This is a genomic window from Anaerostipes sp. 992a (assembly GCF_001940245.1).
GTDB lineage: Bacteria > Bacillota > Clostridia > Lachnospirales > Lachnospiraceae > Fimousia.
The window spans coordinates 1,372,149-1,398,479 of the sequence record NZ_MJIG01000004.1 but is presented as its reverse complement, the minus strand read 5'-3'; the positions used below and the strand labels follow the sequence as shown (position 1 = coordinate 1,398,479).

At 40.0% G+C, this 26,331-nt stretch carries 29 protein-coding genes and 1 riboswitch; of the genes, 28 read left to right on the top strand and 1 reads right to left on the bottom strand.

The features are described 5' to 3' along the window. Positions 1–169: 169 nt before the first annotated feature. The 14 genes from BHF69_RS11015 to BHF69_RS10950 all read left to right on the top strand — a co-directional run bounded on the left by BHF69_RS11015 (position 170) and on the right by BHF69_RS10950 (position 11,594). Positions 170–697, top strand: coding sequence for an A24 family peptidase (locus BHF69_RS11015; protein ID WP_075671500.1), 528 nt, complete (start codon positions 170–172; stop codon positions 695–697). Positions 698–713: 16 nt separating this feature from the next. Then, the gene (locus BHF69_RS11010; RefSeq protein ID WP_075671498.1) at positions 714–1,547 is read left to right on the top strand and encodes a hypothetical protein; all 834 of its coding nucleotides are present in this window, start codon (positions 714–716) and stop codon (positions 1,545–1,547) included. Then, a complete protein-coding gene (locus tag BHF69_RS11005) occupies positions 1,544–2,809 on the top strand; it encodes a CpaF family protein (protein WP_075671854.1) in 1,266 nt (421 codons plus the stop codon). The genes BHF69_RS11010 and BHF69_RS11005 overlap by 4 nt, the downstream gene beginning before the upstream one ends. After that, the gene (locus BHF69_RS11000; RefSeq protein WP_158022578.1) at positions 2,793–3,518 is read left to right on the top strand and encodes a type II secretion system F family protein; all 726 of its coding nucleotides are present in this window, start codon (positions 2,793–2,795) and stop codon (positions 3,516–3,518) included. The genes BHF69_RS11005 and BHF69_RS11000 overlap by 17 nt, the downstream gene beginning before the upstream one ends. A 2-nt stretch (positions 3,519–3,520) precedes the next feature. Beyond that, complete coding sequence (locus tag BHF69_RS10995) at positions 3,521–4,846, top strand: hypothetical protein (protein WP_075671494.1); 1,326 nt, start codon at positions 3,521–3,523, stop codon at positions 4,844–4,846. A gap of 15 nt (positions 4,847–4,861) precedes the next feature. After that, entirely contained in the window at positions 4,862–5,023 is a 162-nt protein-coding gene (locus tag BHF69_RS10990; protein WP_075671492.1) for a Flp1 family type IVb pilin, read from the top strand. Further along, positions 5,020–6,414 (top strand): DUF5702 domain-containing protein, encoded by a 1,395-nt coding sequence (locus BHF69_RS10985; RefSeq protein ID WP_075671490.1) that lies wholly within the window; start codon positions 5,020–5,022, stop codon positions 6,412–6,414. The genes BHF69_RS10990 and BHF69_RS10985 overlap by 4 nt, the downstream gene beginning before the upstream one ends. A gap of 178 nt (positions 6,415–6,592) precedes the next feature. Further along, positions 6,593–7,315 carry a TadE/TadG family type IV pilus assembly protein gene (locus BHF69_RS10980; RefSeq protein ID WP_075671488.1) on the top strand — a complete coding sequence of 241 codons (723 nt, stop codon included), beginning with the start codon at positions 6,593–6,595 and terminating at the stop codon, positions 7,313–7,315. Further along, positions 7,270–7,809 (top strand): hypothetical protein, encoded by a 540-nt coding sequence (locus BHF69_RS10975; protein WP_143249533.1) that lies wholly within the window; start codon positions 7,270–7,272, stop codon positions 7,807–7,809. The genes BHF69_RS10980 and BHF69_RS10975 overlap by 46 nt, the downstream gene beginning before the upstream one ends. Continuing rightward, complete coding sequence (locus tag BHF69_RS10970; RefSeq protein ID WP_075671484.1) at positions 7,802–8,683, top strand: DUF6382 domain-containing protein; 882 nt, start codon at positions 7,802–7,804, stop codon at positions 8,681–8,683. Before BHF69_RS10975 ends, BHF69_RS10970 begins: the two co-directional genes overlap by 8 nt. 39 nt (positions 8,684–8,722) lie before the next feature. Continuing rightward, entirely contained in the window at positions 8,723–9,766 is a 1,044-nt protein-coding gene (locus BHF69_RS13830) for a rhomboid family intramembrane serine protease (RefSeq protein WP_083651248.1), read from the top strand. A gap of 227 nt (positions 9,767–9,993) precedes the next feature. Next, the gene (locus BHF69_RS10960; RefSeq protein WP_075671482.1) at positions 9,994–10,851 is read left to right on the top strand and encodes a helix-turn-helix domain-containing protein; all 858 of its coding nucleotides are present in this window, start codon (positions 9,994–9,996) and stop codon (positions 10,849–10,851) included. A 10-nt stretch (positions 10,852–10,861) separates the two neighbouring features. Continuing rightward, complete coding sequence (locus tag BHF69_RS14595; RefSeq protein WP_278277025.1) at positions 10,862–10,993, top strand: hypothetical protein; 132 nt, start codon at positions 10,862–10,864, stop codon at positions 10,991–10,993. A gap of 232 nt (positions 10,994–11,225) precedes the next feature. Then, entirely contained in the window at positions 11,226–11,594 is a 369-nt protein-coding gene (locus BHF69_RS10950) for a hypothetical protein (RefSeq protein ID WP_075671478.1), read from the top strand. A 62-nt stretch (positions 11,595–11,656) separates the two neighbouring features. Here BHF69_RS10950 and BHF69_RS10945 read toward each other — a convergent pair whose 3' ends face one another. Continuing rightward, positions 11,657–12,328, bottom strand: coding sequence for a sensor histidine kinase (locus tag BHF69_RS10945; RefSeq protein WP_075671476.1), 672 nt, complete (start codon positions 12,326–12,328; stop codon positions 11,657–11,659). 150 nt (positions 12,329–12,478) lie between these two features. On the opposite strand from BHF69_RS10945, the gene dnaX reads away from it, so the two are divergent. The 14 genes from dnaX to panD all read left to right on the top strand — a co-directional run bounded on the left by dnaX (position 12,479) and on the right by panD (position 26,297). After that, on the top strand, positions 12,479–14,089 hold the full coding sequence (dnaX, locus tag BHF69_RS10940) for a DNA polymerase III subunit gamma/tau (RefSeq protein WP_083651246.1): 1,611 nt from the start codon (positions 12,479–12,481) through the stop codon (positions 14,087–14,089). 12 nt (positions 14,090–14,101) lie between these two features. Further along, the gene (locus tag BHF69_RS10935) at positions 14,102–14,449 is read left to right on the top strand and encodes a YbaB/EbfC family nucleoid-associated protein (protein ID WP_075671472.1); all 348 of its coding nucleotides are present in this window, start codon (positions 14,102–14,104) and stop codon (positions 14,447–14,449) included. After that, a complete protein-coding gene (recR, locus tag BHF69_RS10930; RefSeq protein WP_075671470.1) occupies positions 14,449–15,045 on the top strand; it encodes a recombination mediator RecR in 597 nt (198 codons plus the stop codon). The genes BHF69_RS10935 and recR overlap by 1 nt, the downstream gene beginning before the upstream one ends. An 868-nt stretch (positions 15,046–15,913) precedes the next feature. Next, positions 15,914–18,046 (top strand): 1,4-alpha-glucan branching enzyme, encoded by a 2,133-nt coding sequence (gene glgB, locus BHF69_RS10920; protein ID WP_075671466.1) that lies wholly within the window; start codon positions 15,914–15,916, stop codon positions 18,044–18,046. Then, positions 18,043–18,459 carry an HIT family protein gene (locus BHF69_RS10915; RefSeq protein WP_075671464.1) on the top strand — a complete coding sequence of 139 codons (417 nt, stop codon included), beginning with the start codon at positions 18,043–18,045 and terminating at the stop codon, positions 18,457–18,459. The genes glgB and BHF69_RS10915 overlap by 4 nt, the downstream gene beginning before the upstream one ends. A 1-nt stretch (position 18,460) precedes the next feature. After that, a complete protein-coding gene (locus BHF69_RS10910; RefSeq protein ID WP_075671462.1) occupies positions 18,461–19,057 on the top strand; it encodes a flavin reductase family protein in 597 nt (198 codons plus the stop codon). Continuing rightward, positions 19,057–19,548: a shikimate kinase gene (locus BHF69_RS10905; RefSeq protein ID WP_075671460.1), complete on the top strand. Its 492-nt coding sequence runs from the start codon at positions 19,057–19,059 to the stop codon at positions 19,546–19,548. The genes BHF69_RS10910 and BHF69_RS10905 overlap by 1 nt, the downstream gene beginning before the upstream one ends. A gap of 142 nt (positions 19,549–19,690) precedes the next feature. Further along, on the top strand, positions 19,691–20,989 hold the full coding sequence (locus BHF69_RS10900; protein ID WP_075671458.1) for a UDP-N-acetylglucosamine 1-carboxyvinyltransferase: 1,299 nt from the start codon (positions 19,691–19,693) through the stop codon (positions 20,987–20,989). Positions 20,990–21,001: 12 nt separating this feature from the next. Next, positions 21,002–21,643: a hypothetical protein gene (locus BHF69_RS10895; protein WP_075671456.1), complete on the top strand. Its 642-nt coding sequence runs from the start codon at positions 21,002–21,004 to the stop codon at positions 21,641–21,643. A gap of 9 nt (positions 21,644–21,652) precedes the next feature. Continuing rightward, a riboswitch (SAM riboswitch) is annotated at positions 21,653–21,753 on the top strand. A 111-nt stretch (positions 21,754–21,864) separates the two neighbouring features. Further along, positions 21,865–23,052 carry a methionine adenosyltransferase gene (gene metK, locus BHF69_RS10890; RefSeq protein ID WP_075671454.1) on the top strand — a complete coding sequence of 396 codons (1,188 nt, stop codon included), beginning with the start codon at positions 21,865–21,867 and terminating at the stop codon, positions 23,050–23,052. A 284-nt stretch (positions 23,053–23,336) separates the two neighbouring features. Beyond that, entirely contained in the window at positions 23,337–24,182 is an 846-nt protein-coding gene (locus BHF69_RS10885; RefSeq protein WP_075671452.1) for a Rossmann-like and DUF2520 domain-containing protein, read from the top strand. A 1-nt stretch (position 24,183) separates the two neighbouring features. Beyond that, a complete protein-coding gene (gene panB / locus BHF69_RS10880; protein WP_075671450.1) occupies positions 24,184–25,011 on the top strand; it encodes a 3-methyl-2-oxobutanoate hydroxymethyltransferase in 828 nt (275 codons plus the stop codon). Positions 25,012–25,046: 35 nt separating this feature from the next. Beyond that, on the top strand, positions 25,047–25,895 hold the full coding sequence (gene panC / locus BHF69_RS10875) for a pantoate--beta-alanine ligase (protein WP_075671448.1): 849 nt from the start codon (positions 25,047–25,049) through the stop codon (positions 25,893–25,895). Between the two features lie 12 nt (positions 25,896–25,907). Next, entirely contained in the window at positions 25,908–26,297 is a 390-nt protein-coding gene (gene panD / locus BHF69_RS10870; protein ID WP_075671446.1) for an aspartate 1-decarboxylase, read from the top strand. Positions 26,298–26,331 lie beyond the last annotated feature (34 nt).

Below are 26,331 nucleotides of genomic sequence, written 5' to 3'. Positions count from 1 at the left end.
CCGGAGGCTGCTTCAGGAAGATTCCTGGAGTTGTCCTCCGGTTTTTCGTTGCATCATTTTTTCATACAATAGTATTTGGAAAATTTAGGAAAATATAATTGACAGATTCTTCCAAATATAGTATAGTTACATCACAGCAAAAAGGAAATAATTGGAAAGAGAGGCAGCGATGGTAGTAAATTTATATGTGATGCTCGGAGCTATTTGCGATTGGAGATTTTACCGGATTCCCAATGTACTTTGTCTTTGTATGGCCATAACAGGATTCTTTTTTTCTTATCTGGAATTAGGGGTGGGTGGAATCTGGAGTGCGGTGATCGGAATGGCAGAGCCGATAGTGATTCTGTATGTGTTGTTCTATTGTAAAGTGCTGGGAGCCGGAGATATTAAGCTTCTATCAGCCATTGGGACTTTTCTGGGAGGACAGATCTGGAGAGTGATGATACTGAGCTTTTTGTTTAATGGAATTGGTGCGTTGATCAAGATGTATAAGAGTGAGAGCCTACTGACGAGATATTGCTATCTGAGGGGATATCTAAGAGACTGTCAGATGGCAGGAAAGCTGTTGCGGGATTATGAAGGAAGCAAGGAGAATCAGATTCATTTTTCCATTGGGATCTTCTGCGCTTCGCTGTCAGTATTCCTATCAGCATATGCTACCGGAAAGGTGTCATTTCTGACAGGAATTCTTTCGTAGGGAAAGGAGGATGCGAATGGAGAAATTAAGAATAGCAATTTATGACCGGGATGTAGAGTATAGTAGAAGACTTATGAACTATCTCAATGACCGATATGGAAAGCATATGGATGTAGCTGTATTTACAAAGAAAGACTCTCTGCTGGAGGAAAGCAGGGAGCATGGATTTGAGTGTATAGTGACGGATGATGCCTCATATATGGAAGATACAGATGTGATCAGAATCTGCGAGGAAGAGACAGAGGATGGATTTTATCGCTATAGTTCTGCAAGGCTATTGGCAGAGAGGATTTTAGAACGACAGAAACCGGATCTTTCGTATGGAACAGGAGAAGGAAAGATGATTGCCGTGTATTCACCAGCAGGAGGAATTGGTAAGACTGCTTATGCGCTTAAGAAGGCAGAGGAATTGGATGGCATATATTTTGGAATGGAGGATTTCTGCAGCCTTGAGACGAAGGATTATTGGATGGAACAGCTGTTATTTCTTGTCAGAGAGAGAGAAGAGAATATCTGTGAACAGATGCAGCAGCATTTACAATGGTCGGATGGGGTGCGGGTGCTTCCATCGGCCCGATGCTTTTTGGATTATCGGTATATGAAAAAAGCAGACTATGAATGGCTGTTTGAGAAGTTAAGAGAAGAAAGAAAGCAGAGCGTTATATTTGATATCGGAGTGGGAAGTCTGACGGATTTTCAGATTTTAGACCTGTTTGATCAGGTTTTACTGTTAACATCGGAGGAGGGGCGGAGATGGCAGAAGATGCAGGTATTTTTACAATTGATACACCAGATGAGTCCAGGAATACGCAGCAAGATTACCTTCATACCGGAAGGGAATCTGGGATGAAGGAGACGATCATACAGCACGTAATGGGGCAGATCGATCTTAATGAAGAGATTTCGGATGAGGAGATTCGAAATCAGATTCGACAGGCAGTCTTTTCTGAGACACAGGATTATTATCTTCCATTGGATAAGAAGGCACAGATTTGCAATGAGATTTTTCATTCTTTGCGACAGTTGGATATCCTCCAGGATATGTTGGAGGATGATTCGATTACGGAAATCATGATCAATGGCTATGACAAGGTGTTTATTGAAAAGAATGGAAGATTATTTCGGACAGAGGAACGATTTTCTTCAAAAGAGAAACTGGAACAGGTCATTCAGCAGATCGTATCCAGAACCAATCGGATTGTCAATGAATCCTCGCCTATTGTAGATGCCAGGCTGGAAGATGGTTCCAGAGTCCATGTATTGCTGGAACCTGTCTCACTGGATGGCTCCACAGTGACGATTCGAAAGTTTACGAAAGATATTACTAATATGGAACAATTATTAAAGTTTGGTTCATTAAATGAAGAATTGATGGAATTTCTCTCTTTGATGGTGAGAGGGTGTATGAATATCTTTATATCAGGAGGGACGGGAGCAGGTAAGACCACCATGTTGAATGCACTTTCCAATTGCATTCCAAAAGATGAAAGGATCATTACCATAGAAGATTCTGCTGAATTGAAGTTATACGGTATTGATAATCTGGTGCGGCTCGAGGCGAGAAATGCCAATCTGGAAGGGGAGAACCGGATTACGATTAAGGATCTGATCAGAGCCAGCTTGAGGATGCGGCCGACCAGAGTCATCGTAGGAGAGGTACGGGGCGAAGAATGCATTGATATGCTACAGGCATTTAATACAGGACACGACGGATCGGTTTCCACTGGTCACGGAAACAGCACAAGGGATATGCTGCTTCGATTGGAAACCATGGTATTAATGGGAATGGATCTTCCCATTAGTGCCATTCGGGGACAGATTGCATCGGCTTTGGATCTGATGATCCACATATCCAGGCTCCGCGATAAATCCAGAAGGATTGTGGAGATTTCGGAAGTCATAGGGATGAAGGATGGGGAAATCCTTCTCAGAACCCTGTATCGTTTTCAGGAAACCGGAGAGGAAAACGGAAGAATACAAGGGCAGTTTATAAGGAAGCAGGCATTGCTGTTTACACAGAAGCTAAAAGAAAGGGGATTGCTCCATGAATATGAAAAGCTATTGGAAAGATATCCGTCATCTGAAGAAGGGGAAGATGAGATTTCCAGATAAAGACACTATGGTGATCATGGGATCTGGCAGTATCCTTCTATTGGTGATTGCTATGGTATTCTATGATCATCCGGCAGCCTGGCTGGTGCTTTCGCCATATTTATATGTATGGAACCAGAAGCAGAGAAAACGTAGGGAAGAAGAGAAGAAAGTTCGTTTACGGCAGGAGAGTAAAGAATTCCTGCAATCGTTGATGAACTGTCTGTCAGCAGGTTATTCCATAGAACGAAGCATCCCGGTCATTCAAAAGGAAATGATGTTAATGTATCCGAATGGAAAGAGCATCATTCTTCCGGAATTGATCATAATGGAACGAAAGCTTCGAATGAATCAGAGTATGGAGGAGATATTTGAAGAATTTGCGCAAAAGTATGAGAATGAAGATTTGATACAATTTGCATTTATTTTAAAAACCGCTAAGAAAAAAGGTGGAAATCTCATACAGGTATTGGAAAAGACGGTGGATACGATTGCAAGGAAGAATCAGGTGGAAGAAGAGATTCGTACCATTTTATCGGGACGTATATTGGAAAAGAATATCATGAAGGCAGTACCATTTTTGCTGATCTGTTATCTTCGCATCTTTAATCCAGCTTATCTGGAGATTATGTATGAAACCATGGCAGGACGAATCTGTATGACGATCAGTCTGATCACAATGGCAGCTGCAGGGAGACTGGCAGATCGTATTGTAGAAATAGGGGTGTAGATATGAATTGGGCAGAGAGGATTTATGAAAGTCTGCCGGAGCGTTTCCGGCAAAAGAGGGAGGGACGAATCCGAAGATATGCAATCGGCACAGAGGTGGAGATGAAGCAGGAGATTCGGGAACAGGTTGTCGGTGAAGTGAGAATGGTAGTAGTGCTGCTGCTTTTGCTGCTCTTTTGTGTGATTGGAGCAATCTGGTATTCAGGTATGCAAAGGAAAACGATTGAAATTGAAAGGAATGCTGCTGGAGATGGAGAAACGACAGAGAGGGTAGAGATACAGGTGGAAGGAGAAACCTATACCTATGAGTTGCCGGTATCCGAGGAAATCTATACGAAGGAAGAAGAGAAGCAGGCATTTAAGGATGCATTTTCTTATCTGGAGAAGGGGATGCTGGGAGAAAACGTTTCTTTGAATCAGGTGCGAAGTGATCTTACGTTCTTATGGGAGATTCCAGATAGCCCTATGGAGGTGCGATGGGAATTTGAGGATGAGAATATGGTAGATATGGAAGGAAAGGTCTATAACGAAAACCTGGAGAAGAATAACATAATTACCCATGTAAAAGCAATTCTTACTTATCAGGGAAGTGTGGAGGAGAAAGTGTATACAATTATCATCTGTCCAAAAAAGCGGACAAAGAATGAACAGAAAGCATGGGGCATCTGGGAAAGGATCCAGAACATCGAAAAGAATAGTCGAACCAGCCATTTCTTTCAGCTTCCTTCTGCATTGTCCAAAGTGAAAGTCCAAATAGAAGGAAGAAGGAATCCATGGATGCTGCTCCTGATCTTTCTTATACTGTTGATTCCCCTGTTGGTGGCTAGACAGTGGGAATATGAGAAAAAGCAGATGGAGGAGATGAGACATGCATCAGAATTGGAATATTCCAACATCTTATGGCAGTTTATTTTACTGTTGGAAGCTGGATTTACTATTCGTTCTGCATGGAAGAAGATCGTACAAGATTATGAAAAGCAGAAAGCGGATATGCAAAAGTCAAGAAGATATGTTTATGAACAAATGGCATATGCTTATCATCGGATGGAGTTGGGTGAGCCTCAGGAAAAGGTATTTGATATCTTTAGCCGGAAGATGGCTATGAAATCCTATTCCAAATTAATGACATTATTTCTGCAGAATCTGACAAAGGGCTCAAAAAATATGCTGGATATATTAAAGACAGAGGAACAGATTGCTTTTGCCAATCGATGCGAGCAGGCAAAACGCATGGGAGAAGAGGCAGATACAAAGTTGCTTCTGCCCATGGGAGTAATGCTTTTAAATATATTGCTGCTGTTAATGGTACCTGCATTTATGCAGTTTTAAAGGGAGGTGAAAAGGATGAGACGATTTCTTGAAGATGAATCCGGTATGGGAGTGGTAGAAGTTATTTTGATCATTGTCGTTTTGATTGGTCTGGTCATTATTTTCCAGACACAGATTCAGAAGATTGTAAATAACATTTTCAAAACGATTACTTCAAAAGCAGGGAGTGTGAAATGAAAAACGAAGAATGTGGACAGGTAACTATTTTTTTAAGTCTGTTGTTGATAAGTTTTCTGCTAATCCTGAGTGTGTGTCTGGAAGGAATCTATCTTCATATACAGAAGGGGAGGATAGCACAGCAACAAGCAGCTGCTGGAGAATATGCGCAGGCTAATTATCATAAGGAGCTGCTGGAACAGTACCATATCTTTGCCATTGATGGCAGATATGGGGCGAAAATGGAGGCATCATTAAAAAGGAACTGGACCTATCATACTGGAAATGCTCCCAGTGTACTTCACATATCAAACGCGGTGGCTGTCACGGGAAGCGATGGACAGGTATTAAGGCATCAGATTCGTGAGTATATGAAATATGCAGAAAGTGCAAAGCTGTTAGATCAGATTAAAGACAGCTTATCGGGTGTGAAAGAAGAGGCGGAGACAGACAGTATAAAGAATCAGGTTGAGCACATAAAAGAGGAAGATAGTGACCAGGAGGTACAGGTAGAGGAGCAGCCCGTGCAGGATCCGAGAAAAGGATTGAAAAAGCTGCTTTCTGAAGGGTTGCTGCCATTGGTGATGCCAGAGGGAAAGAATATTTCTGAGCAGGCGGTAAACATTGTGTATGGAAAAAAGGATGGAACCAAAGAGAAGAAGATTGATTTTTTCCAAAAAGATTCAGTTGCAGAGTATCTGTCCACAAACGGGAAAAAAACAGCAGGAAAGAATCTTGCTACAGAGGGATTAGCAGCAGCTTATGCAGCTGAGGTATTCCAGGATGCAGTAGGACAGCGTTACAAGGATGGTGTCCAATATGAGATGGAGTATCTGATTGCCGGGAAAGCAACGGATACGGAGAATCTAAAATCTGTCGTACATCGATTAATGGCGATACGATTTGGTTTAAATTATGCCTATTTGCTCTCCGATGGTGGAAAGCAGGCTCAGGCATATGCGTTGGCGGTTCAGATTGGAACCATTGCATCAGCGGTTCCCGCTGTTGTGGAAGGAATCAAGATGCTGATTATGGCCGCCTGGGCCTATGGAGAAGCAGTCATTGATTTGCGAGGTCTGTTAAAGGGAAATAAGATTCCATTGATCAAAAAGGAAGATAACTGGCAGCTTTCCCTGCATAACCTGGCAAAGCTATCCGCAGAAACAAAATCAGATCAATCCGGTATTTCTTATCAGGATTATTTAAAAATCTTATTGTTGCTCCAATCTGATCAAAAAGAAAAATATATGCGTATGATGGACCTGATGGAACAGAGGATTCAGATAAAACAGCCAGACTTTGTGCTTCAGGAATGTTATTTTTCTTATCAGATGACAGTAGAATCTAAGATTCGTTCGCTCTTTTTCAAGCACACTTATACAGTAAAAGATACAAGAAATTATGTTTATTAGGAGGTGAAACAGCATGCCCTCAATCTCTTTTGTACTAAAAAATAAAAAAACTTCTCTCCAAGGCGAATGCACCTGCACTAATGTTAAAAGTATTAACTCGTGTGAACAAAAGAAAAAAGGAAATTACCAAAGAGTAATGATACGGAGGGCATGCTGCTTCCCCTCTTTGCGAGGCTCGATGACATTAGAAGCCAGTTTGGTACTTCCGCTTTTCCTATTTGCCATGACGGCGAGCATGTTATTCGGGGAAATGATCATGATACAGGGAAGGATGTATCATGGTCTGGTGGAAGCAGTCAGAGAAATGGCAGTGGAGGAATATTATTATAATCATAAGAATCGACATGGAACTGTTTGGATGGCAAGGACGTTACAAAAAAAATATGGAGGAGAAGGTTCCCAGTCAGGAGCTGTTAAAATTGGAAATGTTTCTTTTGTAGGAAGTCAGATTCCAAATGGTCAGGATGAGATAGAGCTTCACATGTCCTATCAGATTTCTTTGAATTATCCATTTATAGGAACGAAGAAAATTAGAATCAAAGAAAAGGTAGCGCAAAAGGCATTTACAGGGTATCAGCCTACTGCATTTGAAGCAGGAAAGGGATATGCATATGTAACGGAATATGGAACAGTGTATCATACTTCCATGCAATGCAGTCATATTATGTTAAAGATTTCAGATGGAGGAGAAGTGGAAAAGTATTTAAATGGGGAGACAAAATATGAACCATGTGCCAAATGCATCAAGGATACCGCACAGGAGGTACATCAGTTATTTGTTGCAAAGGAAGGAGACTGTTATCATTCCTCTTTAAGTTGCAGCGGATTAACCAGATTGATACGGAAGGTGACGATATGGGAAGTGGAAGGAATGGAACTATGCAGCAGATGCGGGAAATAGAAAAAGGAATGATTACAGTTGAGGCATCCATGATTCTGCCCATTGTTTTATTTACCACCGTGCTGATTTTATTTTTCTTTTTTTATGAATTTGAGTCAGGAGTGGCAGCAGGAATTTTATGCCAGGAAGTGGAGAAGGCAGGAGAAGTGGTAAAGACAGATGGAGATTTGGAGACAGGCGAATATCATCTGGATTATTTGAATCAAAGAAAATTGAGTTATTTATTGAATTACGATACCGGACGAATCGAATCTAAGTTGCGCACATCCATCAAGGAAAAGCTGGAAAGAAGCTCTGTCTTTGGAAAGCAGGCAAAGGTATGGGTAGAAATCAAACATGGAGTGATAGAGGGAAAAGTGACCTCACAGATTCCAATCCCTGTGATCGGAGCAATAGAAATAGGGGGATTCTCTCTATTTAGAATAGAGGAAAAAGTATTGGCGAAGGTACGGATGCCGGCAGAACAGATTCGGAGGTGGCAGCAAATTGAATGATTATTTTTTACGAGAAGGCTTTCAATCGTACTATGTGGTAAAAAGGGAAAAAGAATTTTCATATGAGGAGCGGATGCTCAAAGAGCAGGCATGTTATGCCATATTGCCCTTTGTGATCCGGAGGGTAGATGATGAAAGCTACTATTATTATCAGACATCTGGACATCTGTCTTTGGAGCAGAAGTTAAAAAATACAAAGGCATCTACATCGGATTACAGGCTGATTTATGAAAAAATATTGGAAGCGGTGGGAGAGCTTGAAGAATATCTGTTGCCGGCAGAAGGAATTCTTTTGGAAGGAGCTGTGGTTTTTTATGATGAGAAAAAAGAGCAGATTCGTTTTTGCTATTCTCCCGGGAGAAAGAAGGATTTGATGCAGCAGATGCAGCATCTAACAGAAGAATTTTTAGAATGGATCAATTATGAGGATAGAGAGTTGGTAGAATTCTTATATGGCATTCAGGGGGAATTTGCCAGAGGAATATTGCCGGAACAACTTTATAAAATAACGAAAAATGCAGAGCAGGAAGAAACAGAAGAAAAATGGCAGGAGGAAGAAGAAGGAATTTTTGAGATAGAGAAGAATGCAGAAATCATGAAAGGAAGCTATGAGGGAAAGCAGTCCAGACAGTGGTATGGGGAAATCGCAGCTTCTATTGGAATCAGTGGAATGTTGATGTTTTTTCTTGGATATCAGTTTGTGGAAATTTTTCAATATGGATGGATGTGGCAGAAGCTAAAGATTTTTCTTCTTGTAGTACCTGCTTTGGCAGCCAATTTTCTGTATCTGATCAAAAAAATACGTCAAAAATCAACAATCGAAGAAATCACTACCATATTGACGGATGAGGATTCCATTGATAAGATATCCTAAGGCATTTATGAATGACCCCAAATTATAGGAGAAATTGGAATGTATCAAAGTTTTATTCAGCTGCTTGAGGAAGCAGGGTATAAGAAATATATGAGTAAGATGGGGCCTGTCTATCTGCTGGAACGAGGGAATGACAGGCAGATGGTATTTTTGACTTATCATAAAGATCAGAAAAAAGAGCCTATTCATTTAAAGGAATATGACCAGAAGATGCTAGAAGCCAGAGATACCATATTTCCCGAAGCACCAGTGAAGATGCTGTGCATTTTGATCGTAGATGATGGAAAGCTGATGGAGGAACAGTTTGCAGGAGAGTACAGCTTTACCGTATGGATACAGGATGAGATATCTGGAAAGCTGTATATGAATGAAGATGCGAAACAGGATTTTTCATATCTGTATGATTTCCTGGTGCAAAAGGGAGAAGAAGCTAGAAGAATGATAGAAGAACGAAAATCCCAGGAGGAAGAGAAGAAGGTGGATTGGAGAACTTATGTGACTCCGGTCAATGTAGGACTGATTCTTATTAACAGCATTTGTTTTGGCTTATATATGTTTTTGGGGGAAGGGGTTCTTCAAAAGGGTGTTTCCATATGGACAGATATTCTATTGAATCATGAGTATTATCGTCTGATAACCAGCATGTTTCTTCATTTTGATCTGGAGCATCTGGTCAGTAATATGCTGGTACTATTCTTAGTGGGAAGCTTTGTAGAACAGTATATGGGTTCCTTTCGATACCTGGTGGCTTATCTGACTACAGGACTGGTAGGAAATATGGTTTCCTTTTATATGGATATTGGCACATCGGATCTTACCTGGGCAGCGGGAGCTTCTGGAGCAATCTACGGAGTACTGGGCATGCTGGCAGTTATCTTAATTAAGACCAGGGGACGGATGACAGGAATACAGGGGCCAGGCATCTTTCTCTTTGTTCTGGGTTCCATCTTTCACAGCTATCAGACAGCAGGAATTGATCATTGGGCTCATATAGGAGGACTGGTTGCTGGAATTATTGTAGGAATTTGTTATCGAAGAAAGCTGAATGATCAAATCAAAAAGAAAGAGGCTGACGGGAAATAGACAGCCATAATTGGGGCAGGGCATGGCTCATATGAGCTATGCCCCGCCCTTATATTTTATAAAAGGATCAAATTTCATATTAACCGATAATGGTTGTTTTTTTATAGCATAAGTAATTCATAGCACATATAATGTTGCATAAAAAATATAATATAAAACGTTGCTTAATATTGGCTTATATGCAACGATATGATAAAATAAAATCATGAAAGGAAGGTGTAACAAAGATGGCGAGGAGGAAATCAACGAATCCTTTTCCTAATTATGTACGGGTTAGGGAACCAGATAAAAATATGTTGTCTGAATTGATCATAAAAGCGAAAGGAGATCGTTCTTTAAGTGCTTTTGCCAGAGAATGCGGAGTTAGTCCATCAACACTTTCACGATTGGTGAATAAAAAAAATAATCAGCCATGCTCAGATGATTTGATAGATGCAATTGCAAAAAATGTTGCTCCTGGTAGTGGAGTGACATTAGAAGAACTATTAGAAGCGTATGGATTGGCAATGGTTACATTTTTTGGAGCTGCGGAAGAAGCAGCAAGAGGTATATATCTGGATTCATCTGTGCCTTCATTTGAACAGGAATGGGCAGAAAATATGTCAGAATTGGAAAAGACGGCACGCCAGATCATTCAAAATGAACTTTTGATTCGTGGATATACGATTGCCATTTCAGAAGAAAGAGATGTGATTAAAATTCCAGAGCTGCCATATAAAGCCGATTTTGTTCTTCAGACCAATGCGGTGAAACGAGAAGGATTGAGCTTATGGGCATTCGATATACATTCGGGAAAACATCGACCGATTTTGCACAAGTTATCCCGTATGTTTGGAGCAGCTTATCTGGATAGTCCAGCTGAACACGGAATAAAATTCTCATTAATTACCGATCAAGCAGGAGAGTTTGAAGAGGTGATAAAAAGATTTCAGAATGTAGCTGTGAAAGATGCTTTCTCAATAATATTGGTTAATACCTTTGAGAAATATGTAATTTCTGAATATGAGATTCCGAGAATCAACAAAGATGTGACGGAATCTATATTTTCTAAAAAGGGCATTATTGAAAGGGGAATTATTACATAGGAGGGATGGTATGACGATAGAAGATAAAAAAATTTTAGAATTGATACGAGGGATACTGAATAAAGGCAATGATGTCGAGATAAGAAAGAATCGAGATGGGTCTTTAAAGGTATTTGAATTAAAACGACATATTTGCCGCTAAATAAAAGGGTTTAGCGAAGGACGAATGGGAGTCAGGAAAAAGATATTTTCCTGGCTCCTTTTCTGTTCTGAAAACAATATTCATGAAAATAAAGGAAGACGTTCCTTGATCATAGATAAAGCAAATGAGACATCATTTGTGTATATACGTCCGGACGTAAGTAAGAACAAAACACTGTTGATGAGCAGTCATATGCATCGCAAAGAGTTTGTGATAACAGGAGGGCTTATTTATGTCTAAAAAGAGTTATTATGTGGTTTTATTATATGTATTATTGGTCATGAGTGTTTCCTATCAGACAGAAGCAGCTACAGTACTAATCAAGCAATCGCTTACAATGAGTAGTAGCAAAAAAGGGCAGGTGTCATTAGTCTGGAAGAAAGATAGCCATTGCTCTGGATACCAGGTAGTCATGAGTACGGATAAGAGCTTTGCTAAGAATACGCGCAGTAGAACATATGGAAAAATTAATAAGGTCACGGTGACTGATTTGCAAAGTCAAAAGACCTATTATGCAAAGGTCCGAGGCATTAAAAAATCCTCAAATGGAAAGAAAATATATGGAAAATATTCTAATGTGAAAAAATGTAAAATTAAGTAAACGTAGGAGCGTTGCAAAATAGATTGATTGTCTATGGAGCAGCGCTCCATTTTTCCATAAAATTAATGATCTAGAGGAAAGTTCAGAATGACAATGGTTCCGCGTCCAGGTGATGATAGTATCTTTAACTGACCACCGATAGAATCCATGATTTCCAGAACGAAGGGAAGACCAATTCCATGACCATTTTTTTTATAAGTAACGCCAGGATTTAACACTTTGGCAAGCTGGGATTGGTTCATGCCGCATCCAGAATCACGAATTTGTATCTGGAGACTCTTGGAATGAAGCTCTGTTTCGATGGAAATAAAATCCGTATAAGTTCCAGAAGACTCTTTTTGACAGATGGCATCATAACTGTTATTTAAAATGTTGTGAAAAATATGTTCCAGTTGATATTCGCTGACAGGAAGGCTGACCTGTTCAATTTCGGATGGTATGGAGAAACGTATTTGCCGTTCGGATAAGCGAGGAAGCCAGGAATGGTAAAGACGTAAAAGAAAATCAGATAAAAGGGTAGATTCTGCGGTAGTACAGGCCAGACTCTCTTCCTCCAATGCCTGATCCAGCAGATGAAAGATAGAAGAAAAGTCTTCCTTCATCTGTAGCCAATGTTCATCTTTGGAAAGATACTTATATAAATGTTCGATGTGTTGCAGCTGACTATAGATAATGGTAAGATAGTTATTGATTTCATGGGACAGGGTTGGAAGTGACTGGGATGTATGTTTCATATGTAATGACTCCTTTATTGTTGATAGATTTAGTTTATCAGAGAAAAAATTCCCATTCAACGAATATCATGGACAAAAGTTCGATGATTTTTTTCCTTTTCCAATCCATACACTTATGGTAAAATACCTATGGTAAAGGAGGAAAAAAGGATGTCTTACATGGCTCTTTATCGAAAATTCAGACCTGATCAATTTGAAGATGTCAAAGGACAGGAACACATTGTGACAACCTTGAAAAATCAGCTGATAGCAGATCGGATTGGTCATGCATATCTATTTTGTGGAACCCGTGGAACTGGAAAAACAACAGTGGCAAAGCTTTTTGCAAAGGCAGTAAACTGTGAGCATCCAGTGGATGGAAGTCCATGTGGGATGTGCAAAAGCTGTCAGGCGATTGCAGAAGGAAGTTCCATGAATGTCATTGAAATCGATGCCGCTTCCAACAATGGAGTGGATAATATCCGGGATATTAAGGAGCAGGTGCGTTATTCTCCAACGGAAGGAAAGTATAAAGTCTATATCATTGACGAGGTTCATATGCTTTCTATTGGGGCCTTTAATGCATTATTAAAGACACTGGAAGAGCCTCCTTCTTATGTAATTTTTATTTTGGCAACGACGGAAGCCCATAAGATACCGATTACGATCTTATCCAGATGTCAGAGATATGATTTTCGCAGGATTTCCATTGATACCATATCAGCCAGACTGATGGATCTGATGGAAAAGGAACAGGTAAAGGTAGAAGAAAAGGCCATTCGCTATATTGCAAAGGCAGCAGATGGTTCTATGCGAGATGCACTGAGCCTTTTAGACCAATGCATTGCATTTTACCTGGGACAGGAGCTTACTTATGATAAAGTGCTGGATGTACTCGGGGCAGTAGATATTGAAATCTATCAAAGACTTTTACAGTGCATTTTGGCACAGGATGCAGCAGGCGTCATGAATTTTATAGAAGAGATTATCTGGCAGGGAAAGGATCTGGCCCAGTTTGTTACTGACTTTATGTGGTATTTGAGAAACCTGCTGCTGATGAAAAGCGGAGAAGTGAAGGAGGATACACTGGATATCTCCAGCGATCATCTGCTGTTCATGAAGCAGGAAGCAGATCAGGTAGATGATCAGCTTCTTATGAGATACATTCGTGTTCTATCAGAGCTTTTAAATCAGATCCGATATTCCACGTCCAAAAGGGTTTTGACCGAGGTTGCTTTTATCAAGCTTTGCAGACCTCAGATGGAACAAAACTATGATAGCATTCTGGATCGTATCCGTCAGATGGAAAAAAAGATTCAGGAATTGGAAGAGCGACCAGTTGCGGTAGTGGAAAAGGAAGTAAGCAAAGCACCGGTCATTGAATTGGAAGAGGAAATGATACAGGTGGATGTGGCCAAAGAATTAGATAAGCGTTTTTCGCTAGCAACGGTGAAGGAATTGCAGCAAATTGCAGCCGGATGGGATAAGATTAAAAGGAAGTTACCACCAAGAATGAAGTATCTGGTGAATTTCGCCAAGATGGTGGTAAAAGAAGAGACCGGACAGCTCTGTCTCTTATTTCCAAACAACCCAGATGGAGAAGATGGAAAGGCGACATTTCAACGGGCAGAACGCTTACAGCAATTAGAAGAAGAAATTAGTAATCTGGTTCATAGAGAAGTAAAGATAGATTGTCAGCTGATGGCGAAGACACAGGTAGAGAACCGGGATTATTTTGATTTAAGTAAAATTAATATGTCAATTGAATTTCAAGACGATTAAGGAGGAAGGAACATGGCAAAAAGAGGTGGATTCCCAGGTGGAATGAACATGGGAAATATGAATCAGTTAATGAAACAGGCACAGAAGATGCAGAAACAGATGGAACAGACACAGAAAGAGCTGGAGGAATCTGTATATGAAGCAACAGCTGGAGGCGGAGTTGTAAAAGTAGAGATGTCAGGAAAGAAAGAATTATTATCTATTTCTCTTGCGGAAGAGGTTGTGGATCCGGATGATGTGGAAATGTTAGAGGATTTGATCATTGTTGCGGTTAATGATGCATTAAAGAAAATGGAAGAAGACAGCAATGCTAAGATGGGTCGTTTCACAGCTGGTATGGGCGGAGGCTTTCCGTTCTAATGGATTATTATAGTGAGGCAATTACCAATCTGATAGAGGAGTTTAGCAGGCTTCCCGGAATTGGAGCAAAATCAGCCCAGAGGCTGGCATTTCATATTGTGAATATGCCAGAAGAACAGGTGACCCGATTAGCTCAGACGATCGTATCTGCGAAGAAGAACATTCGTTATTGTAAAGAATGTTGTACGCTGACAGACCAGGAAATCTGTCCGATCTGTTCCAGCAAGAAGCGGGATCACAGTACGATCATGGTAGTGGAGAATACGAGAGATCTGGCTGCTTATGAAAAAACAGGAAAGTACAATGGGGTGTATCATGTGCTGCATGGAGCGATTTCTCCTATGCTGGGGATTGGACCAAATGATATCCGATTGAAGGAATTGATGGCTCGTCTTCAGGGAGACGTAAAGGAACTGATTCTTGCGACTAATTCCAGCTTAGAGGGTGAGACAACTGCGATGTACATCAGCAAGCTTGTAAAGCCTACTGGAATCAAGATTAGCAAGATAGCCAGTGGAGTACCTGTAGGAGGCGATCTTGAATATATTGATGAGGTGACTCTTTTAAGAGCATTGGAAGGAAGAGTAGAAATATAAAAAGCTGACTGCAATCGTGCGGTCAGCTTTTTACTTTTTAGATTGTGTAATTTTTTTTTGGATTGTGTAAAAGGAAGGCAGCCCTTCTGAGCTGCCTATTGAGGGGGGAGAGGATTCATATAACCTTAATGAAAAATGATTAAAAAGTTATTATATGAAAAGCTCTAACAAGTATTATTATAAGTAGGAAATGTGACGAAAGTGTGTAGGATTTATAAAATCCTTGAAAACAGATTCCTCCATATTCTTTACAATAAGATTGCTGAATATTCAGAAAATTATAAAAAATAAGAAAAAAAGAAAAAATAAATGGCGTGAATATAAAAATATACTTGACAATTTGGGAAGATTTTGCTATGATTTATACATAAAAGAAGAAAAGAACCAGAAGAAAGGAAAGGAGGAGATACCGGTGGGAACAGTCGAATCACAGTTTAAATTTAATATGAATCAGAATTGTATATTCCATACGGTACACCTTTAAGATATAGAATCGTCCAGTATTCATTAATACAGATCGAAGTGCATAGGGCAAGGTAAATAATTAAAATTCATTCATATTAAAATATGAAAAGTTTAGAGTAATACGTAGTATTTTATTTAAACATTAAGCAAAAACAGGTTGTATGGAAAAGATTATTGAAAGAAAAGCCTTCGAGAATAGATATTTACGAAAGGAAAAAAGAATTGAATAAAGAAGAATAAGAGCCACCCTTTTGAACGAATCCATATATTTCAAAGGGTGGCTTTTTATGTGTAAAAAGTGGCTTTTTTCATAGATCATGACAAAGGGATATTTTAATTTACACATTCATAGTTTGCACCATGATTTATAAGGTGGTAGAATGAGTAATAAGGTGGTGGTATTATGAGACCAGAAGTTGGTAAAGTATTGACAAGAGATCAGGTGAATTATCTACGCTTTGGAGATAGTGATCACCCACAGGAAATCTTAGGGAGACATTTTATTGAAGGCGGTCAGGTAATTAGTTTTTATCATCCATATGGGAAGCAGGCAGAGCTTGAATTCATGGATGAGGTATACTCTATGGAAAATGTAGAAAAGACCAATATATTTTCTGCATTTGTACCACATCAAAAAGATAAGCCATATAATATACGCATACTTTTAGAGGATGACCGTACAGTAAAGCAAAAGGATCCATATACCTTTCAGCTTCAGCTGAAGGAGGAACAGTTGGAACTTTGGGAAGCTGGAGAATGGATGGATGTTTATCGTTATTTAGGAGCCCATCCAATGGTACTCAACGGAATTTCCGGTGTCCATTTTGCAGTATGGGCACCGAATGCTAAGAGAGTCAGTGTGGTTGGAGATTTTAATCACTGGGATGGACGAATGAATCCCATGATCCGAAGGGACAAAGGAGGGATATTCGAATTATTTCTCCCAGACGTGCAGGAAGGAATGCTTTACAAATATGAGATTAAGACGCCTCATGGAGAGGTATTCTTAAAATCAGATCCATTTGCCAATGCATTCGAGGTTGCACCAAAGAATGCTTCGGTTATTACGGAGTTGAGCGGCTTTCAGTGGAGTGATAAGCCGTGGATGGAGGAACGAAAGGAAAAAGATATTCAGCAAAGTCCGGTAGCTATTTATGAAGTACATTTGGGTTCCTGGAGAAGAAAGGGAAGCCACGGAGAAGAATATTTATCTTACAAAGAATTGGCATATCAGCTGACGGATTATGTACTACGCATGGGATATACCCATGTAGAACTGCTCGGAATCATAGAGCATCTGAAGGAAGAAAGCATGGGACATGAGATCTTTGGCTTTTATGCACCGACCTCACGATTCGGAACGGCCAATAGTCTGAAGTTTCTGATCAATTATCTTCATCAGAATGGCATTGGAGTAATTTTGGACTGGACGCCAGTTGCTATGACAAAGGATGGAGCAGGAATTAGTGAATTTGATGGAACAGCCCTGTTCGAGACAACAGATCAGAAGAAGACGTCGTTGCTTAAATGGGATACAGTTCCATTTGATTATTCCAAAAATCAGGTGAAAAATTATATGTTCGCCAATGCCAGGTTCTGGATGGATGAATTCCATATAGATGGTTTTCGCATTGCAGCTTTGGATAGCCTGTTATATGAGGATGCTTACCAGGAAAATGAGATAGGAAGAGCCTTCTTAAGAGAAATTACGGAGATGATCGAGGGAGAGGAAAGCGGATGTATCGTAATCACAGAAAAGCTCCCAAAATCAATTAAGTCTACATTTCAATGGGCAGGAGATCATATTGATCCATTGATTCATCACGTACAGAAAAAAGAATATGCACAGCGGGAGCTGGAGAATCAGCTGGTCAATCGTTTTGAGAAGCTTAACAGTACCGGACAGCAGATCATCAAAATCTCTCATCGATTTAACGAAAGAATTGGATCCATGATTTCACAAATGCCGGGAGATTATTTTGCCAAATTTGCCAATCTGCGTGTCTTTTATGCTTTTATTATCGGAATGCAGGGGAAAAAGCATTTTTTTATGGGACAGGATTTTGCACAGTGGAATAACTGGGATATCCATAAGAGCTTAGACTGGCATCTTTTGGGAGAAGCTTCCAATGAAAAGATTCAGAATTATATCAGAGACCTGATGTATTTTTATCGGGGACATAAAGTGTTATATGAGACAGATTATGATGCAGATTCTATGGAATGGTTGACACAGGTAGGAGAAAGTGAGATTGTATCCTTCCTTAGAAGAAAGACGGAGACAGGAGAAGAATTGATCTTTATCTGCAATTTTACACCGATGGATTATCAGTCATTTAAGCTGGGAATTCCAAAGAAGGCAGAATATCAACAGGTATTTTCTAGTGATGAACAGGAATATGGTGGATTAGGTTCTTATGAGAATCGACAGATTCTCACTGGTGAAGAAGGGTGGAATGGATTTCCATATTCTTTGACCTTGCAGATTCCGAAACAATCTGTCATAGTATTAGAAAAGAAAGGAACAGAACAATGAAAAAAGAAGATTGTATTTTTTGTAAAATTGCAAATGGAGAAATTCCATCTGCAACTATATTTGAAGACAGAGATTTTAGGGTCATGTTAGACATTGGACCTGCAACGAGAGGTCATGTATTGATTCTGACAAAGGAGCATTATGATAATATTTATGAAATTGATGCAGAAACAGCAGGAAAGCTATTCTCTCTTGCATCTGTGATTGCAAGAGCTATGAAGAAGGTGTTAAACTGTGACGGCATGAACATTCTTCAGAATAATGGAACTGTGGCAGGGCAGACCGTATTTCATTTTCATCTCCATTTGATTCCACGTTATGAGGGAGATCAGGTGCAGGTAACATGGCCACAGGGAAGTATTACAGAAGAAGAAAAAGAAGAATTAGTAAAGAGCATGAAAAAGGAAATTTAATATGGCGAAGGTTTCTTGGAAACCGGGTAATATGATCTATCCGCTGCCGGCAGTGATGGTAAGCTGCCGTGGCGGAGATGGTGAAGACAATATTATAACCATTGCATGGACGGGAACGATCTATACCAATCCTCCGATGACGTACATTTCAGTACGACCAGAGCGACATTCTTATCAGATAATCAAGGAGACGGGTGAGTTTGTGATCAATCTGACCACAAAGAATCTTGTGAAGGCTGTGGATTTTTGTGGAGTACGTTCGGGACGGGATCTGGATAAATTCCAGCAGATGAACCTGACGAAAGAAGAGGCGAAAGTTGTTAATGCACCGATGATCGCAGAAAGTCCGGTAAATATTGAGTGTAAAGTAACAGAAGTAAAAGAGCTTGGCTCCCATCATATGTTTCTGGCAGAGGTTGTCAATGTGAATGTGGAGGATGGGCTGATGGATGAAAATGGAAAGTTTCATTTGTCAAAATCCAATCCGCTGGTATATTCTCATGGTGGATATTATGAAACAGGTAAGGAAATCGGAAGTTTCGGATATTCTGTTCGAAAAAAGAAGCGAAAAAAGAAAAAGCGAAAGGGAACATCATAATGAATAACGTTACATTATTAGGAATGCCTGGAGCAGGTAAGAGTACCATTGGTGTGCTTTTGGCAAAAGCACTTGGCTATGATTTTCTGGATACGGATCTTTTGATCCAGAATGAAGAAGGGATGCTCCTTCGTGAGATTATTGCCAAAAAAGGATTAGATCAGTTTAAAAAAATTGAGGAAAGAGTCAATGCATCCGTTCAGGTGGATAAGACGGTAATTGCGCCTGGGGGAAGCGTCATATATGGAGCAAAGGCAATGGAGCATTTAGCTTCCATCAGTAAAGTTGTTTATCTGAAATTATCTTACCAGGAGTTGGAGAAGCGTCTGGGAGATCTAACAAAGAGAGGAGTCGTATTTGAGAAAGGACAAACATTGAGAGATCTGTATCATGAGCGGACTCCGCTTTATGAAAAGTATGCCCATGTGTCTATAAATGTAGATGGGCTTGGGATTGGAGAAGTATTAGAGGAAGTATTACAGAATCTTTAAGTTTAAAAGTTAAAGTAAATTAAAGTTTACAAAAAAAAATTGTATGCTATAATATAAATGTTTTAGTATGTAAATTTTTATATGAAATTAAGCGAGTAGAATCGATTATTGATAGATAGATAAGTATATATTGAGGTGTAAAATGGAACAAAAATACGTAATTAAGGGTGGTAATCCATTGGTCGGAGAAGTAGTCATTGGCGGAGCTAAGAATGCAGCACTTCCAGTTTTAGCAGCGGCAATTATGACAGATGGATGTTGCCACATTGATAATATGCCAAATGTGAGAGACATTAATGTATTATTACAGGCCATGGAAGGAATTGGCGCAGGCATTAATAGAGTAAATGAGAATGAAGTTGTGATTACAGGCAAAGGAATGGAAGCGGATGGTATCGTTGATAATGAATACATCCGTAAGATTCGTGCGTCCTATTATTTGATCGGCGCGTTATTGGGAAAATTTAGAAAAGCACAGGTTGTTCTGCCAGGAGGCTGTGCCATCGGAGCGAGACCGATTGACCAGCATATTAAAGGATTTGAAGCTCTTGGAGCAAATGTTGTTATTGAAAATGGTATGATCAAGGCAGAAGCAGAGCGTCTGATCGGGACACACATCTATATGGATGTGGTATCTGTTGGTGCTACGATCAATATTATGATGGCTGCATCCCGTGCAGAAGGAAATACGGTAATCGAGAATGCAGCAAAGGAACCACATGTGGTAGATGTTGCCAATTTTTTAAACTGTATGGGTGCAGATATTCGTGGAGCAGGAACCGATGTGATTCGTATCAATGGAAAAGAATCCTTTGGAAACTGTGAATATTCCATCATTCCAGATCAGATTGAAGCAGGAACCTTTATGACAGCTGCGGCTGTTACCAAAGGCGACATTACGGTGAAGAATGTAATTCCGAAGCATTTAGAGGCAATTACTGCTAAATTAGTGGAAATTGGTGCGGAAGTACAGGAATTTGATGATGCAGTGCGTGTGGTAGCAACCAAGCGCCTGAAACCAACGCAGATCAAGACCCTGCCATATCCAGGATTTCCAACGGATATGCAGCCACAGATGGCGATCACATTGGCATTATCAGAAGGAATCAGTGTGATTACCGAAAGTATTTTTGAGAATCGTTTTCGTTATGTGGATGAGCTTACCCGTATGGGAGCTAAGATACAGGTAGAGGGGAATACTGCCCTGATCACAGGTGTAGAGAAGTATACAGGAGCAGAAGTAAGTGCACCTGATCTTCGTGCAGGAGCGGCATTGGTCATTGCAGGACTGGCTGCAGAAGGCATTACGCAGGTGGACAGTATTGGATACATTCATCGAGGTTATGAGAAGTTCAGCGAGAAGCTGCGCGAATTGGGCGGACAGATTCAGCTGGTTGAGACAGAGAAAGAATTACAGAAGTTTATTCTTCAGGTAGGATAAGAGAGAGTATATATGGGGAGAAGAAGATATTTAAAGGATAAAGTATATCAGTTCAGTCAATGGCTGGAGCTGATGATTTCCATTATTATCATTGTCGCTATATTGTTTTATACGGCGGTGTTGGTATTTGAATTGAAGGAGTTGCTTGTAGGAAGTCCAGTGGATATTGAGGATTTAACTGGATTCATCAACATGGGATTTGGTCTGGTCATCGGAATTGAGTTTATTAAGATGCTTTGTAAGCATTCACCAGCGATCATTGTAGAGGTACTGATCTTTGCAGTAGCCAGACAGATGATCGTAGAGCATACAACTCCGGTGCAGAATATGGTTTCCATTGGATGTATTGCGATTTTATTTGCAATACGAAGATTTTTATTCTTCCCGTATGATGATGTAGAACATATGACATTTTCACCGAAAGAACCGGTTCGAAAGGTCAATGAGCTTATGAATGTTAATCTTCCGTTTGACAATAAGGATGATACGTTGTATGATGTGTTCTGTAAGTATTCTACATCCGAACAAATTCGTAAAGGAGTTTGTGTGTATTTTGATGGATGTGCACTTCGTGTGGCGAAGGTGGTCAAAGACATCATTGTGGAGATTGAGGTTGTACGAAGTCAGAAGACAGGAATTATGCCAGAAAAGTAAATAGATAGTTTCTTATTAAGAGCGACGGAGGTTCAAGGGCCTGTGAAGTCGCGGCAACCCCAGAGATGGAAGGTGCCGGCCGGAGCCGCAAAAAAGCGGAGCAATAAGAACTTGTAGATGCAAGTAGGAGTCCGGTAATCATACCGGACTTTTTGTTACATAAGAAATTCATCGAATTACTTATAGAGCAAAAGATTAGTTTGAGAAAGGAAATGATACGTATGGAAAAATTATTATTTACGTCAGAATCTGTTACGGAAGGACATCCGGATAAGATGTGTGATCAGATTTCTGATGCCATTTTGGATGCGCTTTTAGAAAAAGATCCAATGAGTCGTGTTGCATGTGAGACATGTACAACTACAGGGCTTGTGATGATCATGGGAGAGATTACAACCAATGCTTATGTGGATATTCAGAAAATCGTACGCGATACAGTAAGAGAGATTGGATATACAAGAGGAAAATTTGGCTTTGATGCAGATACATGTGGAGTTATGACGGCCATTGATGAACAGTCTAGCGACATCGCTATGGGTGTTGACAAGGCATTAGAAGCAAAGGAACATAAGATGTCCGACGAAGAGATTGAAGCCATTGGTGCTGGAGATCAGGGCATGATGTTTGGATTTGCAACAAATGAAACAGAAGAGTATATGCCATATCCAATTTCACTTGCTCATAAACTGGCAAGAAAACTGACAGAAGTACGTAAGGATGGAACACTTCCTTATCTTCGTCCGGATGGGAAAACACAGGTAACCGTAGAATACGATGAAGAAGGAAAACCATCCAGATTAGATGCAGTGGTATTATCTACACAGCACGATCCGGATATTACACAGGAACAGATTCATGAAGACATTAAAAAGTATGTATTTGGTCCAGTTCTTCCAGCAGATATGGTAGATGAGAATACAAAGATGTTCATTAACCCGACAGGAAGATTTGTCATCGGTGGACCACATGGAGATGCAGGTCTTACCGGACGTAAGATCATTGTAGATACTTATGGTGGATATGCCCGTCACGGCGGTGGAGCTTTCTCTGGAAAGGACTGTACAAAGGTTGACCGTTCTGCAGCTTATGCAGCACGTTATGTTGCAAAGAACATTGTAGCAGCAGGATTAGCAGATAAGTGTGAGATCCAGTTATCTTATGCCATCGGTGTTGCTCAGCCAACCTCCATCATGGTAGATACCTTTGGAACCGGAAAAATATCCGAAGAAACATTAGTAGAAGTGGTAAGAGAGAACTTCGATCTGCGCCCAGCAGGAATCATTAAGATGTTAGATCTTAGAAGACCGATCTATAAGCAGACAGCAGCTTATGGACACTTTGGAAGAAATGATTTAGATCTTCCATGGGAGAAGCTGGATAAAGTAGAAGATTTGAAAAAATATTTATAGACAGCAAAGAGGATGTTGTAATTTAGCAACATCCTTTTCCTATTCCATAAAAACACTCCGTGGGGATCGCACTGCGGCGGATAGAAAATGGAATTTTATGTATAAAAAAATAAACATAGTTTTCAATTAAAATTTGTTTACATTTTCACAATGATTTGATATATTTACATTTGGATGGTATTCTGAAAAGAAACTGTACCAGTGATCATAATTTATTTTCAAAGTATGAAGCTTATATCCAATAGGAATAAGACTTAGAGTATCGCCTGAAAGAAGGTGATAGAATGAGGATTGGATTTATCGGAGCAGGGAATGTTGGATGTTCTCTGGGTAGATATTTCATTCACAACAATATAGAAGTTGCCGGGTATTACAGCAGAACAAAGGAATCTGCGGTTGAGGCAGCAAAGCTAACAGAAACAGCACAGTTTGACACAATAGAAGCAATTGTTAGAATGTGTGATACTCTATTTCTTACGGTTCCAGACGGACAGATTGAGGGAGTTTGGAATCAGGTAAAAAGTTTTTCAATTGAAGGCAAATTGATTTGTCATTGCAGTGGTGCAATGTCCGCTGAGGTCTTTTCAGGAATCCATGAGAAAGGTGCTTATGGGTATTCCATTCATCCAATGTTTCCATTTAACAGTAAGACAATTCCATATGAAATGATGCAGACCGCTTTTTTTACTGTGGAAGGCAGTCCGGAGAAAAGGGCGGAGCTGGTTTCCTTATTTGAAGGGTTTGGAAATCCAGTAAAGGCCTTAGATGGAGAAAATAAGACCAAGTATCATGCGGCGGCAGTAATGGCATCCAATCAGGTAGTTGCTTTGATGGAGATCGCAGTAAGGCTGTTAAAAAAATGTCAATTTCAAGAGGAAGAAGCTTTACAGGCATTAAAGCCATTGGCGCTTAGCAATATGGAAAATATACTGTCAGTTGGAACGACAAAGGCATTAACAGGGCCGGTAGAACGCAATGATGTGACGACCGTGAAGAAGCATTTGGCAGAGCTGGAGGAAGACCAGAAAAGGGTGTATCAGGAGTGCTCGAAGATGCTTTTACAGGTTGCTGGAAGAAAATATCCAGACAGAGATGAATGTGAATTGAAAAAATTATTGGAGGAAGAGTAAAATGAAAAATACAGTATCAACATTTCAGAAGATGAAAGACGAAGGCAAAAAGATTTCCATGTTAACTGCATATGATTATTCTACTGCAAAGCTGGAGGATGAAGCAGGAATTCACGGAATTTTAGTAGGAGACTCTCTTGGTAACGTAATGCTTGGTTATGAAGATACCATTTCTGTAACAATGGAAGATATGATCCGTTATGGTTCTTCTGTAGCAAGAGGAGCAAAAAATGCATTGGTCGTTATCGATATGCCATTTATGTCATATCAGACTTCTGTGTATGATGCAGTTGTCAATGCAGGTCGTCTGATGAAGGAAGGACGTGCTGGTGCAGTAAAATTAGAAGGTGGTGTGAAAGTAGCACCTCATATCAAAGCAATCGTAGATGCTTCTATTCCAGTTATGGCTCATATCGGATTGACCCCTCAGTCCATCAATGCCTTTGGTGGATTTAAAGTACAGGGTAAGACCGAAGCTGCAGCAAAGCAGTTACTGGAAGACGCAAAAGCAGTGGAAGAGGCTGGGGCATTTGCTGTTGTTCTGGAAGGAATTCCAGCAAAGCTTGCTAAGATGGTAACAGAAGCACTTCACATTCCAACTATCGGAATTGGAGCAGGCGTGGATTGTGATGGACAGATTTTAGTATATCAGGATATGCTTGGAATGTTCAGTGATTTTACACCGAAATTTGTTAAGAAATATGCAGATTTGGGAAGCATTATGAAAGAAGCATTTACTTCTTATATCGAAGAGGTTGGCGAACAGAAATTCCCAGAGGACAAACACTGCTACACAATTAAGGAAGAAGTCATTGAAAAATTGTATTAAGATACTGTGACAGATAGATTTAGGAGATTAAGAAAATGAAAATTGTTTCTACAATCAAGGAAGTAAGAGAACAGGTAAAGGCATGGAAGAAAGAAGGACTGACCGTAGGTCTGGTTCCTACTATGGGATATCTTCATGAAGGACATGCAAGCCTGATGAAAAAAGGAAAAGAAGAATGCGATAAGGTGGTTGCAAGTATTTTTGTAAATCCAATGCAGTTTGGACCAAATGAAGATCTGGCATCTTATCCAAGAGATCTGGATAAGGATGCAACATTATGCGAAAGCATTGGTGTAGATATGATCTTCCATCCAGAACCAGAGGAAATGTATTCACCACATTTCTGTTCTTATGTGGATATGAATGTCCTGACCGAAGACTTATGTGGAAAAACACGACCAGTACACTTTAGAGGCGTATGTACAGTATGTTCTAAATTATTTAACATTGTACAGCCAGATAAAGCATTTTTTGGACAGAAGGATGCTCAGCAGCTTGCTATTATCAAGCGTATGGTGGAAGACCTGAACATCGATGTAGAGATCATCGGATGCCCAATCGTGAGAGAAGCAGATGGACTTGCAAAAAGCTCCAGAAATACTTACTTGAATGAAGAAGAAAGAAAAGCAGCTTTAGTATTGAGCCAGAGCATTTTCCTTGGACAGAAGATGGTAGAAGATGGTGAGACAGATGCTAAGAAGGTTGTGGCAGCCATGACGGAAAAGATTCAGTCTGAGCCTATGGCACGTATCGATTACGTGAAAGTGGTAGATGCCATGACTATGCAGCCGATCGATGTGATTGATAGACCAATTGTAACAGCCATTGCAGTTTATATTAATGAAAAAGCAAGATTAATCGATAACTTTTCGTTCGATAAATAGGAGATTAAGATCATGAAGATTAATATGTTAAAAGCAAAAATTCATCGTGCGACCGTAAAACAGGCAGAGCTTGATTATGTAGGAAGCATTACTGTAGATGAAGATCTGTTAGATGAAGCAGGAATTTTAGAATATGAAAAAGTTCATATCGTAGACGTAAATAACGGAAGCAGATTCGAGACTTATACGATTGCAGGAGAAAGAGGAAGCGGAATGATCTGCTTAAATGGTGCTGCTGCAAGATGTGTCTCTACAGGAGACAAGATTATCATCATGTGCTATGCGGATATGACAGTAGAAGAAGCAAAGGCTCATAAACCAAAAGTCTTATTTGTAGATGATGAAAACCATATTTCACGTATCACAAACTATGAAAAACATGGTAGACTAGAGGATATGTAGGAAACTCACCAAGTACGTCTTGACGGACTTGAAT